Below are 18,467 nucleotides of genomic sequence, written 5' to 3'. Positions count from 1 at the left end.
CTATATTATTTTCTAATCTTCCTTACTTGCCTAGGTTGCTCTCAAAGTAAAAACAAAACTCTCTTGCTTAATGGAGACGATTGGAAATTTGCTGAATATAATAAACTCATTCCAGAAGAGGTTATCCAATGGGAAACAGCAACAGTCCCGGGAAGTGTGCAGACAGATTTATTAAAATTGGGTAAAATTCCTGATCCATTTTTATTGAAAAATGAGGATAGTATTCAATGGGTTTCAGAAAGAGATTGGATGTATAAAAAAGAGGTTTCAATACCTTCTGAAATGTTAGAAAAGAAATCCCACTTGCTGAAATTTGAAGGACTCGACACCTATGCCGAAATTAGGTTGAACGACTCTTTGATTCTGAAAACGGATAACGCCTTTAGAACTTATGAGGTAGATGTTTCAGAAATAATAAAACAAAACAATAAACTTGTAATAGGTTTCAGTCCAACAGGGAGAATCGAAAATTTTAAAGCCGCAAAACTTGATTACAAACTCCCTGAAGCACCTCGTGTGTTTACGCGCAAACCACAATTTCAATATGGGTGGGATTGGGGGCCTACAATTAAAACCATGGGAGCTTGGCGTGATATCTCGTTAGTTTCTTATGACATTGCTAGACTTAATGATGTATATATAGAAACCAAAGAAGTTTCAGAAGAAAAGGCTACGCTAGTCGCACATATTGAGATTGAATCCCAAGAATATGATAACGGCTTTGAAATTGAAGTAATCAATAACACTTCAGAAAAATTAGTTACACAACCTGTAGAATTATATGGCGGTCTAGGCTCTTATAATATTCCAATAACTATTGACAACCCTAAACTTTGGTGGACGCATAATCTTGGAGAACCTTTTTTGTATGACTTCAACATTAGACTTAAAAATGGAGGTACTATTGTTGACGAAGTTTCAAAAAAAGTAGGTGTTAGAACCATTGAATTAATTACAGAAAAAGACAGCATAGGCGAAAGCTTTTATTTTAAACTGAATGACAAACCAGTCTATATGAAAGGTGCTAATTACATTCCTCAGAATATATTTTTGAGTAAGGTGACTCCTTCAGAAAGAGAAAAATTACTCAATGATGTGGTAGACGCCAATATGAACATGCTACGTGTTTGGGGTGGCGGCGTGTATGAAGATGACTTATTTTATGATTTGTGTGATGAAAAAGGGATATTGATTTGGCAAGACTTTATGTTTGCTTGCGCTATGTATCCGGGCGATACAAGCTTTCTAGAAAATGTAAAACAAGAAGCTATAGATAATGTAAAGAGGCTACGCCAACATCCAAGTATTGCATTATGGTGTGGTAACAACGAAAATAGTGAAGGCTGGCATCGTTGGGGTTGGCAAGAGGGTAAAACCGAAGACCAAAAAATCGAAATATGGGGCAATTACCAAAAAGTATTTAATGACATTTTACCCAAGGTAGTAGATAGTTTATCTCCAAGTATTTCATATTGGGAAAGTTCGCCAAAGTACGGTCGTGGAGACAAACGCTATCAATTTGAAGGCGACGCACACGACTGGTGGGTGTGGCATGACGGCTATCCTTTTGAACATTTTGAGGAAGAAGTCCCTCGTTTTATGAGCGAGTTTGGATTTCAAAGTTTTCCTAGTTATGAAGCCATAAGCTATTTTACTCAACAAGACAGTATTGATACTTCACATCCAAGTTTTGCTTCTCATCAAAAACATAGCAGAGGGTTTCAATTAATAAAAGAATATATGGCTCGTGATTTCCCCGTGCCTACAACCAGCGAAGATTATGTGTATGTAAGTCAATTAGTACAAGCCTACGGAATTACAAAAGGGATTACAGCACACAGAAGAGCAAAACCCTATAACATGGGAACACTATACTGGCAATTAAACGATTGCTGGCCAGTAGTTTCTTGGTCTAGCATTGATGGATTAGACAACTGGAAAGCCTTACACTACAAAGCAAAAAGAGCCTTTGAGAATAGAAAAATTATTGCTTGGGAAGAAGATGAGGCACTACAAGTTACTATTGTTGACGATTCTAAAAACGTCATTAAAGATTCGCTACACATTTCAATAAAAGATTTTGAAGGTAATCTAATAAAAGAACAGACTATACATAATGTACAGACTAACCTCCAAAAAAATGAAGTAGTTACTACAATGAAGTTATCTAATTTTGAATTTGACCCTGCTTACAGCTATGTAGAACTTACTTTTGGAGCAAGTAAAACACTTTATTTTTTTGAAAGACCTAAAGATTTAAAGTTGCCAATTGAAGATGTCAAAATTTCAAATCCCTATATTACTGAAGATGGTTGGAAGATTAGCATAACATCAAACTCGCTACAAAAAGATGTGTTTTTACATAGTGATATATTTGGGCATTTTAGTGACAACTTTTTTGACTTGCTACCAGGAGAATCGAAAACCGTTTACTATTTTCCAAAGACAGAAAAACCAATAAACATAAAATTTAAAACACTCAACAAACTAAATAACTAGACTCTTTTGAAAACGCACTATATTATTTTTTCAATATTTATTTCTGTTTTGCTTAGCTGCACTTCAGAAAAGGAAATTCAAGTTTCAAAAATAAGTATCATTCCTAAACCTCAACAGCTGGAAATTGGTAATGATGTGTTTGAACTAACCTCAAAAACAACTTTTTCTGCTCCAAAAGAGTTTGAAGTTGCAACTAACTTTTTAAATACTTTCCTAAGTAATGGAGCAGGAATTGAGTTAGAAGCAACTTCAGAAAATTCAACAATTGTCTTTAAAAAAGACTCTTTAATTGTTTCTGAAGGGTATAGCCTTTCTGTTTCAAAAGAAGGGATAGAAATAAATTCGAGTGATGCTAGCGGTGCTTTTTATGCCGTACAATCATTACGTCAATTACTACCTCCAGATTTAGAGCAAATAAACTTACTACCTAAAAAGTCAATTAAAATACCTGTTGTTAAAATTACAGATGCCCCTAAGTTTAAATACCGCGGCATGCATCTAGATGTGTCGCGTCATTTTTTTCCGAAGGAATTTATAAAACAATATATCTCCCATCTTTCTATGTTAAAAATGAACACCTTTCATTGGCACTTAACCGATGACCAAGGCTGGCGTATAGAGATTAAAAAACATCCTCGTTTAACTCAACATGCAGCTTATAGAGACAGTACCTTAATTGGGCATTATAATGATATTCCACAACACTACAAGAAAGAACGCTATGGTGGTTTTTACACTCAAGAAGATATTAAAGAAATTGTTACATATGCAGCCCAACTTAACATTACTATTATCCCAGAAATAGAAATGCCAGGGCATGCGCAAGCTGCAGTAAGTGCATATCCGGAACTAGGATGTACAGGTAACCAAGTTCCTGTTGCTTCTAAGTGGGGCGTATTTGAGAATATTTATTGCCCTAACCAAAAAACAATGACATTTCTTAAAGATGTACTTACCGAAACAATGGAGCTTTTTCCAAGTGAGTACATCCATATTGGTGGAGACGAAGCTCCCAAAAAACAATGGAAAAACTGTGCACATTGCCAGCAACTTATAAAAAAACATAACTTAAAAGATGAAGCGGGACTACAGAGTTGGTTTATTAAAGAGATTGAAACATTTGTAAATAGTAAAGGAAAAAAGATAATTGGCTGGGATGAAATTCTGGAAGGAGGGTTAGCTCCCAATGCTACTGTAATGTCATGGCGAGGAACCGAAGGTGCTGTTACTGCTGCAAAACAAGGAAATGATGTCATCCTCACTCCAACTTCGCATGCCTATTTTGACTACTACCAAGATGATAGCTACGAAGAACCATTAGCTATTGGAGGCTTTTTACCTCTTAAAAAAGTTTATAGCTTTAATCCTATTCCTCATGAATTATCTAAAGAAGAAGCTACACATGTTCTTGGGGCACAAGGAAATATATGGACAGAGTATATGCCTACAACAGACCAAGTAGAATATATGCTATTCCCTAGAGTATTGGCTATGAGTGAAGTGGTTTGGAGTGGTCCAACAAAAAATGTAGAGAAAGACTATCCTAACTTTTTGGCTAGGGTAGAGTCTTTTATTCAAAGACTAGATGTTCTCCATGTTAACTATGCAAATCATTTATATGATTTAGAAAGTGCTATTGTAAAGAAGAATGATAGTCTTCTATATAAATTAAAAACACATACAGAAGGGAAAGAAATCAGATACACCTTAAATAAACAAGAAGAAAAAGTATATGATACGCCCATTCTAATAATTGAAGATGCCACCATAAAAGCTCAGGTTTATAAGGACAATAAACCCGTTGGCAGGGTTTTGAATGATACCATTACTTATCATAAAGGGCTTAAAGCAAATATTCAACTTAATGTTGAACCACATCCTGCTTATAGTGCTGGTGGTAAAGATGCATTAATAAATGGTATTTCTGGCAGCAATACACGTTATGGAGATAAAGAGTGGTTGGGCTTTTGGGGAGACGACTTGGAAATTGTAATTACATTTCCAGAGCCCACAAAAGTTAGTGGAATAAGTACTCGTTTTTATAATGCAAATGGACAATGGATTTATAGTCCTTATAAAGGACAGATAAAATTAGTTTCAAAAGGAAATAATGAGTTTAAAGCTGATATTGAGTATGAAATAAATCCTGATTCTGATAAAGTTTCTTTTGAGTTTGATGTTTCTGAAGAAAACCTAACTGAAGCCTACAAGATTATTCTTACAATCCCAAACTACGGTATAATCCCAGAAGGATTGCAAGGATCTGGAAATCCAGCTTGGACGTTTATTGATGAAATTGTGATACGTTAATTATGGTATTAGAAGTCTGTGCTAATAGTTTTACAAGTGCTGAAATTGCTCAAAAAGCAGGAGCCAATCGTATTGAGTTATGTGAAGAATTGTCTATCGGTGGAGTAACGCCAGACCATGCTACCATTTTAAAAGTAAAAGAACAGCTCACCATACCTACCCATGTATTAATTAGACCGCGAGGGGGAAATTTTGTATACACTTCACAAGAAATTGACCAAATGCTAGAAGACATTCAGTATTGTAGAAACCTGGGCTGTGAAGGAATTGTGAGTGGTGCACTCACTAAAGAGGGAAGGTTAGCTATTAAAACTACCCAATTACTAATAGAAGCCTCTAAAGGAATGGAGTTTACCTTTCATAGAGCTTTTGATATATGTACAAATCCAGCAACTACTATCTATCATCTTTTAGATATGGGAGTAACCCGCCTATTGTCGTCAGGGCAAAAAAACAAAGCAGTTTATGGTATAGCCTATCTAAAATCATTACAAGAACTAACAAAAGATAGTTTACAAATTATGCCTGGTGGAGGTATAACTAGCGAAAATATTCTTTCATTTAAAAAAGCTGGTTTTACAATGGCTCACTTTTCAGCAATTAAAAAAGAAAGTGATTCTAATACTATGTTTAATAGTGCCATTTCTGGTTTTTCAGATAGTAAGGAAATACAAAAAATTAAACATCTTGTAGCTTCCTAACGAAGTGGAAATCCTTTTCCTGCCCACCACGGACGAACTTCAATTTCTAACCATCCTGCTTGGACCATTGGATCCATATTTGCCAAACTATCGGCCATTTTTAATGTAGGCACGTTATAAATTGTAATTCCTCTTACATCTTGGTCATCTCCAAAAGGTCCTGAAATATCTGCATACCCTTTCTCGTACATCGCTCCAAGATGAGCCATATGTAATGCTTGTAAGCTATCAGCTTCTTTTTTATCCTCAGTTCTATTAGGGCCTCGCTTTAAAAATGCAATATAGTACTCCTGCATAATAATGGTATCTCCTGTTTCCTCATCCACATAATCAAAGGTTTGGAATCCATCTTCTTGTAATTGTTTTTTTAAAGTAGCAACAGATTGTTTTTCATCCTCAGGACATGGTTCCATAATATATTCACGATGGATTTCGGGTTTGCAGCTAGTTAAAAAAATAATTGATACTAATAAGAAACTTAACACACCCCTTAGTCCCCTCTCAAGGGAAGGATTACTTCTATTTATTTTCATTTTACCAGTTTTTATATGGGTTTGTACTTAATTGTGAGTTGTAATAGCGTACCTCACCTGTCACTTCTTTTCCAAGCCAAGAAGGTTTTGTGAAAATTTCGGTTTCATGGTTGAGCTCTATTTCTGCCATGATTAGACCTTCATTATCACCATAAAATTCGTCTACTTCAAATATATGGCTTCCTTGTTTTATTTCATATCGGGTTTTTTCAATTACACATTTTTCGCATAGTTTTAGTAAGGCTTCAGCTTCTGTGGTTGATATCTCTTTTTCCCATTCAAAGCGAGTTGTTCCCTTTATATTACTTTTTCCTTTTACAGTTATAAATCCTTTTTGACCTTTAATTCTAATACGAACAATACGTTCTGGATCTGAATTTAAAAAGCCTTGTACAATTCGATTTTCTGAAATCGCTTCGGCTTTAAAGCTTTTGTTTTTAACTAAAAATTTGCGTTCTATTTCAAGCATTTGCTATTTCCTTTATTTTATCTGAAGGTATAATATTCTCATTATATCCTTTTTTTGAAACAACAATCATTGCTTTAGCAACGGTTTCTGGTTCAATTATCTTGTACTTCTTTGGTATTAAGAAGTCAACTATTTTCATGGTTATTTGAGCTAGACGCTCACCAATTCGTTTTTCGTCTCTAGAGCCACCTATCAATGAAGGTTGAAGAATAAAGGTGTCTTTTATGTTTTTTGAAAGTACCTCTCGTTCCATTTCGCCTTTTACCTTACTATAAAAATTACTGCTTTTTGCATTCGCTCCCAACGAAGAAATTACAACAAAAGTTGAAATGTTATTTCTCTTTGCAAGGTGGGCTGCTGTAGTTGGAATTCCGTAGTCAATTTTTTTATAGGTGTCCTTGTCTGGAGTTTTTGCTTTTGTAGTACCAATGCAACAAAAAACAACATCACCCTTAAATTCTTCGGCAATATCTTGTAACTTAAATAAGTCTACTAAATGTTCTTCGATTTTTTGATCATTTATATTCACAGAACTTCGACCAAAGATTTTAATTTTTGAATAGGCATTATCTTTCAGTAAAAAATTTAATAGTATTCCTCCTGTTAAACCTGTAGCTCCTAAAAGTATTGCTGTTTTATTTATTGAATTCTCCACGGCGGATTTTTTCGATTCTCTCCAGCATGATAAATAATAAGTGTATTACCATCAAGGTCTTTTAGCTTTGCTTCAGTCCAAGCCCAAGATTGTGCTGTAGTTTCAGTCATAAATGTAATACCTTTTTCTTTTAATTGTTTTACTTTTTTAGCAACATCTGGAACTTCAAAGTAAATAATAGCTCCACCTTCAGTATTTAATTGTTCTCTGTAATGTATAGAGAATGTAGCGTCTCCTGTTGGGCATAAAAATCTGGCGTAGTGATCGTGCGTGTGTACAATAAGTTCTAAACCTAATTTTTGGTAAAACCCTATCGCCTTTTTTACATCTTTAGAGGGTATGGTAACTTGGTTGAGATTCATAATAGTTAAAGATAGACAGAAATTATATTTTAGGTAGTATTTTTAATCTATGGAAACTGTGCTTCCTATTCGTAAAATAATACACGTGGACATGGATGCCTTTTATGCCTCAGTAGAGCAATTGGACAATCCTGACTTACGAGGCAAGCCCATTGCTGTTGGTGGAAGTTCGGCTCGAGGTGTTGTAAGCGCTGCTAGTTATGAAGCGCGTAAATATGGTGTTCGCTCTGCTATGAGCGGTGTATTAGCTAGAAAGTTATGCCCTGAGCTTATTTTTGTTAGAACAAATTTTGAACGTTATAAAGAAGTTTCGGCCATCATTAGAAAGGTGTTTTTTGAATATACAGATCTTGTAGAGCCACTCTCTCTTGATGAAGCGTATCTAGACGTAACTGAAAATAAAAAAGGAAATCCAAGCGCTACTCTTATAGCAAAAGAAATTCGTGAGAAAATAAAAGAAAAAACAGGGCTTAATGCTTCTGCTGGGATTAGCATTAATAAATTTATCGCCAAAGTTGCTAGTGATATTAATAAGCCTAACGGGCAAAAAACAGTCCCTCCAGAAGAGGTACTAGATTTTTTAGAGTCACTTGATATTAAAAAGTTTTATGGAGTTGGTAAAGTGATGAAAGAAAAAATGTACCGTCATGGTATTTACACCGGCAAAGATTTAAAAAGTAAATCTTTTGAGTACCTTCAAGAAAACTTTGGCAAGAGTGGAAGTTATTATTACAGTATTGTTAGAGGAATACATACTAGTAAAGTAAAGCCAGAACGAACTAGAAAATCACTCGCTGCAGAACGAACTTTTAGTAAAAACATTTCTAGTGAGTTGTTTATGCTGGAACGCTTAGAAGATATTGCAACTGAAGTAGAAAAAAGACTCAAAAAAAGTAAAGTTGCAGGAAAAACAATTACACTTAAAATTAAATACAGCGATTTTACGTTAAAAACTAGAAGCAAAACACTCCCACTATATATATCAAGTAAAGAATTAATCCTTGATAACGTTAAAGATTTGTTATTTCAGGAGAAAATGAAAAACTCGGTACGCTTGTTGGGAATTAGTTTATCAAACCTCAACAACGAGGATAAAAAAAGGCCTAAGCCCAAAGAAGACACCTCAATAGACGTTCAATTAAAGCTAGATTTTTAACTATGTAAGCAAACTACTTTGAATCATTTTATTAACTAAAATCAATACGTTATGAAAAAAGTAGTTTTTCTAAGTTTACTTGCAGCAAGTGTTGCATTTGTTTCTTGCAAAGAAACGTCACAAGACCCTCAAACAACTCCAGAAGTTAAAGACCTAGCCATTGCAGAAACGGCTATAAACACTCCAAACGAAACCTATCTCTATGTTACTGCAGCTACAGGTTTAAGTTTACGCGAATACAACAATCTTTCTAGTGAAAAGTTAGCCATTATGCCTTACGGCACTAAGGTACAAGTGATAACTGCTGAAGAGAAACCAACAATGACTGTGGGTGGTATTAAGGGAGGAATGCATGAAGTATCTTACAATCACAAAAAAGGATATGCTTTTAATGGCTATTTGTCTCGTTTTTTTCCTCCTGAAGAAGATATAAAACCTGCGATTTATGCCGAAGATTTAAAAGGGCAATTCCCAAAAGTAATTTTTACCGAAACTACAGGTGGAACGGCCAGTAAACCAAGCAATACTGAAACTTTAATACTTCCCAATGCAACCTGGCATGAAGGTTATTTTATTTCGCAAAAACTTTTTAAAATCCCTAGAGAGTTTACTTTTCCATCACATAAAGGAAAAACGATACAGAAAATTAAAAACCCAAAGCCTTCTTCTCGTGTATGGAAAAGTGAATTAGACATTGAAAGAAAGGATAAAGAACTTCAAAAAATTGAATACAGTCATGCCTCTGAAGGTTTTGGTTATACCGTAACCATCACTCAAGATGGAGATAATATAAAATTAGAACGTACTGAGATTGTGGAATAAGAATTAAATTTAAAAAAGGAAGCGGTGCAAATTGCTTTAGTATGTCATCTTGAGCTTGTCGAAGTTTTAAATAGTTGGTTTTCAATTATCTTTCGATAGGCTCAAGATGACATAGTTATAGCCATTATTGTCTAGACATCCTTTTTTATACCTGACTTACTCGTAATGTATTCACCATACCTTTATCAACAATAGGCATCGCAGCAAGATTAATTAAATAATCCCCTTTTTTTACAAAACCACTTTTACAGGCAATGCGGTTTACGTCTTCAACCGTTTCATCGGTGCTTACAAATTTGTCATAGTAAAAAGATTTTACACCCCATAAAAGATTTAATCTAGATAGGATTCTCTTGTTTGAAGTATATACTAAAATATGGGCGTCTGGTCTCCAAGCCGAAATTTGAAATGCCGTATACCCGCTATTAGTTAACGTACATATCGCCCTTGCTTCTATCTCATTTGCCATGTTTGCTGCATGATAACAAATAGATTTTGTAATGTATCTATTGGTGCGTACGTGAGGTGGTTCTTGAGGAACATTTATTAGCGGTGAATTTTCTACGTTTATACAAATGTTTGCCATTGTTCTAATCACCTCAACCGGGTACTTCCCTACTGAAGTTTCACCACTTAGCATCACAGCATCTGCTCCATCCATTACAGAGTTAGCCACATCATTAACTTCTGCTCTAGTTGGCGTTAGCGAAGTAATCATAGTCTCCATCATTTGAGTAGCAATGATTACAGGTATTCTTGCTTTTTTTGCTGTAAGTACAAGTTCTTTTTGAATAAGCGGTACCTCTGCCGCAGGGATTTCAACACCAAGGTCACCACGAGCTACCATTAATCCATCACAATACGCAACTATTTTATCTATGTTTTTTACTGCTTCTGGTTTTTCAATTTTAGCGATGATTGGAATTTTGTATTCACTATGTGCTTCAATTAATGCTTGTAGTTCTTTTAAATCCTCAGCATGACGCACAAAAGATAAGGCAATCCAATCTACCTCTTGTGAAATTGCAAATACCGCATCTTCTTTATCTTTTATGGTAAGTGCTGGTAAAGAAATATTAGTATTAGGAAGGTTTACTCCTTTTCTTGAGCGTAAAGGTCCTCCTTGTATTACTTTTGTTTCAACCTCATCTTTTCCATTGGTGGCAATAATTTCAAAAATAAGTTTTCCGTCATCTAATAATACACGCTCTCCTGCTTTTACATCTTTAGGAAAGTTATCGTAGTTCATATAGACCCTTTTACTGGTGCCTTCAAACTCCTTTCCTGTACAAAACAGGATAGTATCTCCCGGCTCTACAACTACCTCTTCTTTCATTAATCCAACGCGTAGTTTTGGTCCTTGTAAGTCTGCTAAAATTGCAGTAGAAGTGTCAAGAGCGTCACTAATCTCTCGAATCATTTTTATATTCTTTTTTACACCTTCATAGTTTGCATGTGAAAAGTTAACACGAAATACATCGGCGCCTTCTAAAATCATCTTTTTTATAATGTCAGGATCTGAGGTAGAAGGTCCTAAAGTAGCTACTATTTTGGTTCTTTTTTTGTTCGGCATTAGTCAAATATTAAATTATTTTTAGACTTCAATGTTTGTATATCAACACTATAGGCTGAAATTACTTGTTTTATTTCATTGATGGATGAAAGTATCTTTTTAAGTGGGATTGTTTCAAAATCTGAAACAATCTTAATAAAAAAGTCAACTTGTTTCATCTCTGGTACTAGGTAACTAGTTATACTACTTTCAGTAGGTTCATTTTCAAAAAGTCCCCCTGAACTAGTGGTAAGAGGAATTGGGTTTTTGCAAATATTTGCAATTAAATTATAGCTCGTATATTTCATTTCATCTTCATAATCATACAATGGAAATGTTATTTCCAGTCCATCTTCAGAATACTCTAAATCTGTTTTGGAGCGATGTAATCGTACTTGTAAAAACTGGTTTAGAAGATAGGCTACTTTATAACAATCTTCACTACAATGAATAGCAATTAGAGTAAAGTCTTCTTCAAAAGTATCTTCTAAAATTAACTTATAATTACTCATAACTTTTTACGAACAAGTTTAAAAGTAACAATTGTTTTGCGATTGTTATACTGTTTGCTAATTAAATCTATGTAAATATTAAACGAAATCGTTTTCGTCTGTGTGGCGTGCGTGATTTACTAGTGGAAATCTTTATCAATCACAATTTGAAGCTTGTAATAAGCTCTTTTTGCAGCACGTTCTTCGGCTTTTTTCTTAGAAGTTGCTCTGGCTTTCCCAACTAGTTCATCATCTAATAAAAGTTTTACGCCAAAATGTTTTAGGCTATCGTTTCCGGTGTCTTCATACACAGAAAATTTGAAGTGCTTTTTGTGTTTTTGACACCATTCTATGAAAAGACTTTTATAGCTTATAACTTTACCTTCTAGTCGTTCTATATCTACATAGGGTTTAATAACACGCTTGTAGATAAACTTTTCGCAATATTTATATCCTTTATCTAGATAAATTGCTCCAATAAGTGCTTCAAAAATATTACCATGTATATTTCCTCCAAACTGATCTGTAGGCACAGATGTTTTTAATAGGTTAATAAGCCCTAGGTCTCTTCCTAACTCATTTAAGTGCTCTCTGCTTACCACCTTGGAGCGCATCTTAGTAAGATACCCCTCATCTCCAGTAGGCACTTCGTTAAACAAATGCGAGGCAATGACGGCACTAAGCATAGCATCTCCAAGAAACTCTAATCGCTCATAGCTTTGTGCACTTCCATCAATATTGGTATTATTCATAGACCTATGGGTAAATGCTTCATGGTAGATTGCAATATCTTTTGGTGCAAACCCTAGGATATTTTTTATGACAACAAAAAAATTCTCGTCATGTGAAGGACGAGAAGTAAATATGTTTTTTAGGATTGCCATTAAAAATTTATGCGTCTAATTTTTTAAACAATACGCAAGCATTGTGACCTCCAAAACCAAATGTATTACTCATGGCAACTTTAATATCTCTAGGTTGCGCTTTGTTAAGAGTAAGGTTTAGTTTAGGATCAATGTTTTCATCTACTGTAGTATGGTTTATAGTAGGTGGCACTAAGTTATTTTGCATTGCTAAGATTGAAGCAATTGCCTCTATAGCTCCTGCCGCTCCTAATAAGTGTCCAGTCATGGACTTAGTAGAGTTAATGTTGATTTTGTGAGTATGATCTCCAAAAATACTTGAAATTGCCTTTAGTTCTGCTACATCTCCAAGTGGTGTTGAGGTACCATGTGTATTAATGGCATCTACTTCACTAGCATCAATACCGGCATCACGTAAGCAATTAAGCATTACGCGTTCTACACCTATTCCATCTGGATGTGGTGCCGTCATGTGGTAGGCGTCGCTAGACATCCCTCCACCAATAACTTCGGCATATATTTTTGCACCTCGTTTCTTAGCATGCTCGTACTCTTCTAAGATAAGCGCTCCTGCTCCTTCTCCAAGTACAAATCCGTCACGTGTAGCATCAAAGGGTCTCGATGCTGTTTCTGGACTTTCGTTACGTGTAGAGAGTGCATGCATTGCATTAAAACCTCCCATACCCGCTTTTGTTACTGCTGCTTCACTCCCCCCAGTTACAATAATATCACAATGTCCTAACCTAATATAGTTTAGAGCATCTATCATTGCATTTGCTGAAGAGGCACAAGCTGAGACCGTTGTATAGTTAGGCCCCATAAATCCATGTTTAATAGAAATATTACCTGGGGCAATATCTGCTATCATTTTTGGAATAAAGAAGGGGTTGAAACGTGGCGTTCCATCCCCTTCTGCAAAGTTTATAACTTCATCCTGAAAAGTTTCTAGTCCGCCAATACCTGCTCCCCATATAACCCCAACTCGAAATTTATCGACTTCATCAAGGTTAATCATGGCATCTTCAATAGCTTCTGAAGAAGATACTAAAGCATATTGAGCAAATTTATCTAGCTTTCTAGCTTCTTTTCTGTCAAAGTGATCTTGTGGATTGTAATCCTTTATTTCACAAGCGAATTTTGTTTTGAACTTTTCGGTATCAAAGTAGGTGATTGGTGCGCATCCGCTTTTCCCATTTTTAAGACCCTCCCAATAATTAGGGATTGTATTTCCAATGGGTGTAAGGGCACCAAGACCAGTAACTACAACTCGCTTTAATTCCATAAAGAAGTATTTTTTATTTTGCTTCTTCTATATATGATATTGCTTGACCTACTGTTGCAATATTTTCAGCTTGATCGTCTGGAATTTGGATATCAAATTCTTTTTCAAATTCCATAATTAGTTCAACCGTATCTAAGGAGTCTGCTCCTAGGTCGTTAGTGAAGCTTGCTTCTGTTACAACTTCGTTTTCGTCTACACCTAATTTATCTACGATAATAGCTTTAACTCTTGATGCAATGTCTGACATAATTCTTGTTTTTAAATTTTAATTAAGTGGCAAAAATAAAATATTTTAAATTAAAACACTATTTAATACCTAAAATGTGTTACCAATTTAAACATTTTAGAGCGAAGTGAAACCCTATTGCCTTACTTTTGTTATTATTTTTATGTTTACTTCTATAAACACCCAAAGAAACCATTGATGAAGAAACGCATTGTTATATTTGCTTCGGGTAGCGGTACCAATACTCAAAACGTGATAAAATACTTTCAGCAATCTCAAGTTGCTGAGGTTGTTCTTGTCCTCACAAACAAGAAGGATGCCAAAGTGTTAGAACGCGCAAAACACCTAGAAACAAAAGCGTTACGTTTTTCAAAAGAAGCGTTATATAATGAAGATGGAGTATTACAACTACTCAAAAAAGCACAACCAGATTTAATTGTCCTGGCTGGTTTTTTACTAAAATTTCCAGTTCACATTATAAATGAATACCCAAACAAAGTAATTAACATTCATCCAGCCTTATTGCCAAAATATGGAGGAAAAGGAATGTATGGAAAGTATGTTCATGAAGCTGTAGTGGCTAATAATGAAAAAGAAAGTGGTATTACTATTCATTATGTAAATGAAGCGTATGATGAGGGAGCTATTATTTTTCAGAAAAGCGTGGAAATTTCAGAAAGTGATACCTCAGAAGATGTTGCTCAAAAAATACATTTATTGGAATATAAATACTTACCTAAAGTAATTGAAGAACTGCTTTTGGACAAATAGAAAAATTAATTCAATAATTAAACAAAAAGATTAACCTTAATAAGATACCGCCAACGCGGGCACAGTATGGCTAAAAAAAAGAAAAAATATTATGTAGTCTGGTTTGGGAACCCTACTGGGATATTTCACTCTTGGAATGAATGCAAAAAAGCAATCACAGGAGTTACAGGTGCACAGTATATGTCTTTTGAAACCTTAAAAGAAGCCAAAATTGCATATGATAAAGAATATGCAGATTATAAAGGGAAAAACACAAAGAAGAAAAAAACACTCTCTAAAGAACAACTCCAAAAAATAGGAGAGCCTAATTTATATTCCATTGCAGTAGATGCTGCCTCAAGTGGAAATCCTGGAAAAATGGAATATAGAGGAGTAGATACCCAAACTTACAAGCAGTTATTTCATCAAGGCCCTTTTGAGCAAGGCACTAACAATGTAGGAGAGTTTTTAGCATTAGTACATGGATTGGCATATTTAAAAAAACAAAAAAGCGACCGCATTATTTATAGTGACTCTCGTATTGCCATAGGTTGGGTAAAAAAGAAAAAATGCAATTCTAAGTTAAAGCCTTCTCATAAAAATAAAGCACTTTTTGAGTTAATTACTCGAGCAGAAACGTGGTTAAAAACTAATAGCTACACAACTACAATTGTAAAATGGGAAACCAAAGCTTGGGGAGAAATTCCTGCTGATTTTGGTAGAAAATAGTTGAGTTTTAACATTAGTGTATGTTTTAACAATCTCATATCTTTGCACTTTAATTTTTCAAGCTTATTTATGTCCAAACTAGTTATTGTAGGTACTGTTGCTTTTGACGCGATTGAAACCCCTTTTGGTAAAACAGATAAAATACTAGGAGGTGCCGCCACTTATATTGGTTTATCGGCCTCTCAACTTAATGTAGATTCCGCAATTGTATCGGTTGTTGGTGGTGATTTTCCGCAAGAATATATCACGATGCTTCAAGATAAAAACATGGATATTGAGGGCTTAGAAGTTATTAAAGATGGTAAAACATTTTTTTGGAGCGGGAAATATCATAACGACATGAACTCTCGCGATACTTTGGTAACAGAATTAAATGTATTAGAAAATTTTTCGCCAAAAGTACCTCAAGACCACAAAGGTGCCGAAGTGGTAATGCTTGGTAATCTTCATCCATTGGTGCAATTAAGTGTGGTTGACCAAATGGACAATCCTAAAATGATTGTACTAGATACTATGAACTTTTGGATGGATTGTGCACTAGAAGAGCTTAAGCAAGTAATTGCTAAGGTTAATGTAATTACCATTAACGATGAAGAAGCCAGACAACTTTCAGGAGAATATTCACTAGTTAATGCGGCCAAAAAAATTATGAAAATGGGGCCAGAATATGTTGTTATTAAAAAAGGAGAACATGGCGCTCTACTTTTTTATAAAGACGAAATGTTTTTTGCACCAGCACTTCCATTAGCTGAAGTTTTTGATCCTACCGGAGCTGGAGATACATTTGCAGGTGGATTTACAGGATATTTAGCAAAAACTGAAGATTATAGCTTTGAAAATATGAAGACTGCAATTGTATATGGCTCGGCATTAGCTTCTTTCTGTGTAGAAAAATTTGGAACAGAGCGAATGCAAAGCCTAACAAAAAAAGAGTTGCAGCATCGCTTACAACAGTTTAAGAATTTAACTCAGTTTGAGATAACGTTAGTATAAATATGCGCCCCAGTTTTTGGGGCGTTTTTATTTAATTTATTTTTAGATTTATAGTATCCTTCTACAAGGAAAAAAAGTTACCCGACTATTAGGGCAATAAATATGAGTGACGCTTTAAAACATGAATGTGGTATTGCAATGGTTAGATTATTAAAACCATTAGAGTACTATAAGAAGAAATATGGAACAGCATTTTATGGTGTAAATAAAATGTATTTAATGATGGAAAAACAGCACAATCGTGGACAAGACGGTGCTGGTTTTGCTAGTATTAAGTTAGATGTTAATCCAGGAGAGAGATATATAAGTAGGGTACGTTCTAACAAATCGCAACCCATCCAAGATATTTTTGCACAAATAAATGAGCGTATTAATTCTGAATTTAAAGCAAACCCAGAATTAAAAGATGATGTTGAAGCACAAAAAAAAGACATCCCCTACATTGGAGAATTATTTTTAGGACATGTACGTTATGGAACTTTTGGAATTAACAGTGTAGAAAACGTGCACCCATTTTTAAGAACCAATAACTGGATGCACCGTAATCTTATTATTGCGGGTAATTTTAATATGACTAATACTACGGAGCTTTTTGACAACCTCATCAAGCTAGGAATGCACCCTAAAGAAAAAGCAGACACCATTACTGTAATGGAAAAAATAGGTCATTTCTTAGACGATGCGGTTAGGAAGCTTTACAAAAAAGCCAAGGCAAAAGGCTTGAGTAAAATTGAAGCTTCTCCCTACATTGCTGAAAAGCTTAACCTAACAAAAATACTTAAAAAGTCTTCCAAAGATTGGGATGGTGGTTATGCCATGGCTGGAATGCTTGGACATGGAGATGCATTTGTGTTAAGAGACCCTGCGGGAATTCGCCCAGCATATTACTATAAAGACGATGAAGTAATTGTAATTGCCTCAGAAAGGCCAGCTATACAAACTGTTTTTAATGTTCCTTTTGAATCTATTAATGAAATTGATCCAGGCTGTGCTGTTATTATGAAAAAAGATGGTACTATGGATATTTCTCAAATTATAGAACCACTAGAAAGAAAATCTTGTTCTTTTGAGCGTATTTATTTCTCTAGAGGAAGTGATGCAGAAATCTACCAAGAGCGCAAAGAACTAGGTAAATTAGTTATGCCAAAGGTGTTAAAAGCAATTAATCATGATACCGAAAATAGTGTCTTTTCTTTTATACCCAATACTGCAGAGACGTCTTTCTACGGAATGGTCGAAGCAGCACAGGACGAACTAAACAAACAGAAAAACGAGGCAATTTTAAAAGAAGAAGGGAACTTAACAAATGAGAGACTGCTTCAAATTCAATCTCATAAAATTAGAACTGAAAAAATAGCTATTAAAGATGTTAAGCTACGAACCTTTATTACAGAAGATAGTAGCAGGGATGATCTAGTAGCTCATGTCTATGATGTAACATATGGTGTTGTAAAGCCAGAAGATAACTTAGTTATTATTGATGATAGTATTGTAAGAGGGACAACACTTAAAAAGAGTATTTTAAAAATGCTAGATCGCTTGCATCCTAAGCAAATTATTGTGGTTTCATCAGCACCTCAAATACGTTATCCAGATTGCTATGGAATTGATATGGCACGACTAGAAAATCTTATCGCTTTTCAAGCAGCTTTAGAATTACATAAAGACAGAGGAACATATGGCATTGTAGAAGACATCTATAAACGCTGTAAAAAACAACTTCAATTAAAAGATAATGAAGTTGTAAATCATGTAAAAGAGTTGTACGCGCCTTTTACAGACGAAGAAATTTCAGACAAAATAGCCGTTTTACTAAGTAATACTGAAATTAACAGCAAGGTGAAGTTAATCTTCCAATCAGTAGAAGATTTACACAAAGCCTGTCCAAAAAACCTGGGAGACTGGTACTTTACTGGAGATTACCCTACTCATGGAGGTAATAGAGTAGTTAATAAAGCTTACATTAACTTTTATGAAGGAAATCCAGAGCGGGCTTATTAAATGTTAAAAAAATCTTAATTTTATTTAAAAATAGGTTTTTTATCGGGTATTATTTTCTCTTAATCCAAAAGTA

The 18,467-nt window shown here is 34.8% G+C and carries 18 protein-coding genes; 9 read left to right on the top strand and 9 right to left on the bottom strand.

The features are described 5' to 3' along the window. Window positions 1-63: 63 nt before the first annotated feature. Genes RM538_RS06660 through RM538_RS06650 form a run of 3 tightly spaced genes read left to right on the top strand, consistent with a single transcriptional unit; the run spans window position 64 to window position 5,510 of the window. The gene (locus RM538_RS06660) at window positions 64-2,499 is read left to right on the top strand and encodes a glycoside hydrolase family 2 protein (RefSeq protein WP_311332627.1); all 2,436 of its coding nucleotides are present in this window, start codon (window positions 64-66) and stop codon (window positions 2,497-2,499) included. A 6-nt stretch (window positions 2,500-2,505) separates the two neighbouring features. Next, window positions 2,506-4,809 (top strand): beta-N-acetylhexosaminidase, encoded by a 2,304-nt coding sequence (locus tag RM538_RS06655; protein ID WP_311332626.1) that lies wholly within the window; start codon window positions 2,506-2,508, stop codon window positions 4,807-4,809. A gap of 2 nt (window positions 4,810-4,811) precedes the next feature. Continuing rightward, a complete protein-coding gene (locus tag RM538_RS06650; protein ID WP_311332625.1) occupies window positions 4,812-5,510 on the top strand; it encodes a copper homeostasis protein CutC in 699 nt (232 codons plus the stop codon). On the opposite strand, the gene RM538_RS06645 is transcribed toward RM538_RS06650, so the two are convergent. The 4 genes from RM538_RS06645 to RM538_RS06630 are packed head-to-tail and all read right to left on the bottom strand — an operon-like array spanning window position 5,507 to window position 7,529. Continuing rightward, window positions 5,507-6,043: a YciI family protein gene (locus tag RM538_RS06645; RefSeq protein WP_311332624.1), complete on the bottom strand. Its 537-nt coding sequence runs from the start codon at window positions 6,041-6,043 to the stop codon at window positions 5,507-5,509. The two genes, RM538_RS06650 and RM538_RS06645, sit on opposite strands and share 4 nt — an antisense overlap. 1 nt (window position 6,044) lies before the next feature. Further along, on the bottom strand, window positions 6,045-6,512 hold the full coding sequence (locus RM538_RS06640) for a CYTH domain-containing protein (protein ID WP_311332623.1): 468 nt from the start codon (window positions 6,510-6,512) through the stop codon (window positions 6,045-6,047). Beyond that, window positions 6,505-7,167 carry an NAD(P)H-binding protein gene (locus RM538_RS06635; protein ID WP_311332622.1) on the bottom strand — a complete coding sequence of 221 codons (663 nt, stop codon included), beginning with the start codon at window positions 7,165-7,167 and terminating at the stop codon, window positions 6,505-6,507. Before RM538_RS06635 ends, RM538_RS06640 begins: the two co-directional genes overlap by 8 nt. Beyond that, complete coding sequence (locus tag RM538_RS06630; RefSeq protein WP_311332621.1) at window positions 7,152-7,529, bottom strand: VOC family protein; 378 nt, start codon at window positions 7,527-7,529, stop codon at window positions 7,152-7,154. The genes RM538_RS06635 and RM538_RS06630 overlap by 16 nt, the downstream gene beginning before the upstream one ends. A gap of 49 nt (window positions 7,530-7,578) precedes the next feature. Here RM538_RS06630 and dinB point away from each other — a divergent pair, with 49 nt between their 5' ends. Together dinB and RM538_RS06620 are read left to right on the top strand one after the other, a co-directional pair. Then, window positions 7,579-8,685, top strand: coding sequence for a DNA polymerase IV (gene dinB / locus RM538_RS06625; RefSeq protein WP_311332620.1), 1,107 nt, complete (start codon window positions 7,579-7,581; stop codon window positions 8,683-8,685). Between the two features lie 51 nt (window positions 8,686-8,736). Then, window positions 8,737-9,507: an SH3 domain-containing protein gene (locus tag RM538_RS06620; protein WP_311332619.1), complete on the top strand. Its 771-nt coding sequence runs from the start codon at window positions 8,737-8,739 to the stop codon at window positions 9,505-9,507. A 145-nt stretch (window positions 9,508-9,652) separates the two neighbouring features. Here the strand turns inward: RM538_RS06620 and pyk are convergent, their stop codons facing one another. The 5 genes from pyk to RM538_RS06595 all read right to left on the bottom strand — a co-directional run bounded on the left by pyk (window position 9,653) and on the right by RM538_RS06595 (window position 13,942). After that, complete coding sequence (gene pyk, locus RM538_RS06615) at window positions 9,653-11,080, bottom strand: pyruvate kinase (RefSeq protein ID WP_311332618.1); 1,428 nt, start codon at window positions 11,078-11,080, stop codon at window positions 9,653-9,655. Then, entirely contained in the window at window positions 11,080-11,571 is a 492-nt protein-coding gene (locus tag RM538_RS06610) for an IPExxxVDY family protein (protein WP_311332617.1), read from the bottom strand. The genes pyk and RM538_RS06610 overlap by 1 nt, the downstream gene beginning before the upstream one ends. 119 nt (window positions 11,572-11,690) lie before the next feature. Beyond that, window positions 11,691-12,434: a ribonuclease III gene (gene rnc, locus RM538_RS06605; RefSeq protein WP_311332616.1), complete on the bottom strand. Its 744-nt coding sequence runs from the start codon at window positions 12,432-12,434 to the stop codon at window positions 11,691-11,693. A gap of 7 nt (window positions 12,435-12,441) precedes the next feature. Beyond that, a complete protein-coding gene (gene fabF, locus RM538_RS06600; RefSeq protein WP_311332615.1) occupies window positions 12,442-13,695 on the bottom strand; it encodes a beta-ketoacyl-ACP synthase II in 1,254 nt (417 codons plus the stop codon). Between the two features lie 13 nt (window positions 13,696-13,708). Beyond that, entirely contained in the window at window positions 13,709-13,942 is a 234-nt protein-coding gene (locus RM538_RS06595; protein ID WP_008269813.1) for an acyl carrier protein, read from the bottom strand. A gap of 177 nt (window positions 13,943-14,119) precedes the next feature. Here RM538_RS06595 and purN point away from each other — a divergent pair, with 177 nt between their 5' ends. The 4 genes from purN to RM538_RS06575 all read left to right on the top strand — a co-directional run bounded on the left by purN (window position 14,120) and on the right by RM538_RS06575 (window position 18,394). Then, window positions 14,120-14,692, top strand: coding sequence for a phosphoribosylglycinamide formyltransferase (gene purN, locus RM538_RS06590; RefSeq protein WP_311332614.1), 573 nt, complete (start codon window positions 14,120-14,122; stop codon window positions 14,690-14,692). Between the two features lie 66 nt (window positions 14,693-14,758). Further along, entirely contained in the window at window positions 14,759-15,400 is a 642-nt protein-coding gene (locus tag RM538_RS06585; RefSeq protein ID WP_311332613.1) for a ribonuclease H1 domain-containing protein, read from the top strand. Between the two features lie 69 nt (window positions 15,401-15,469). After that, a complete protein-coding gene (locus RM538_RS06580) occupies window positions 15,470-16,393 on the top strand; it encodes a PfkB family carbohydrate kinase (protein WP_311332612.1) in 924 nt (307 codons plus the stop codon). Between the two features lie 102 nt (window positions 16,394-16,495). Beyond that, entirely contained in the window at window positions 16,496-18,394 is a 1,899-nt protein-coding gene (locus RM538_RS06575; protein ID WP_311332611.1) for an amidophosphoribosyltransferase, read from the top strand. Window positions 18,395-18,467: the final 73 nt, after the last annotated feature.

The organism is Patiriisocius hiemis, from assembly GCF_031846325.1.
GTDB classification, from domain to species: Bacteria; Bacteroidota; Bacteroidia; order Flavobacteriales; family Flavobacteriaceae; genus Patiriisocius_A; species Patiriisocius_A hiemis.
This window is presented reverse-complemented; position numbering and strand designations above follow the sequence as displayed.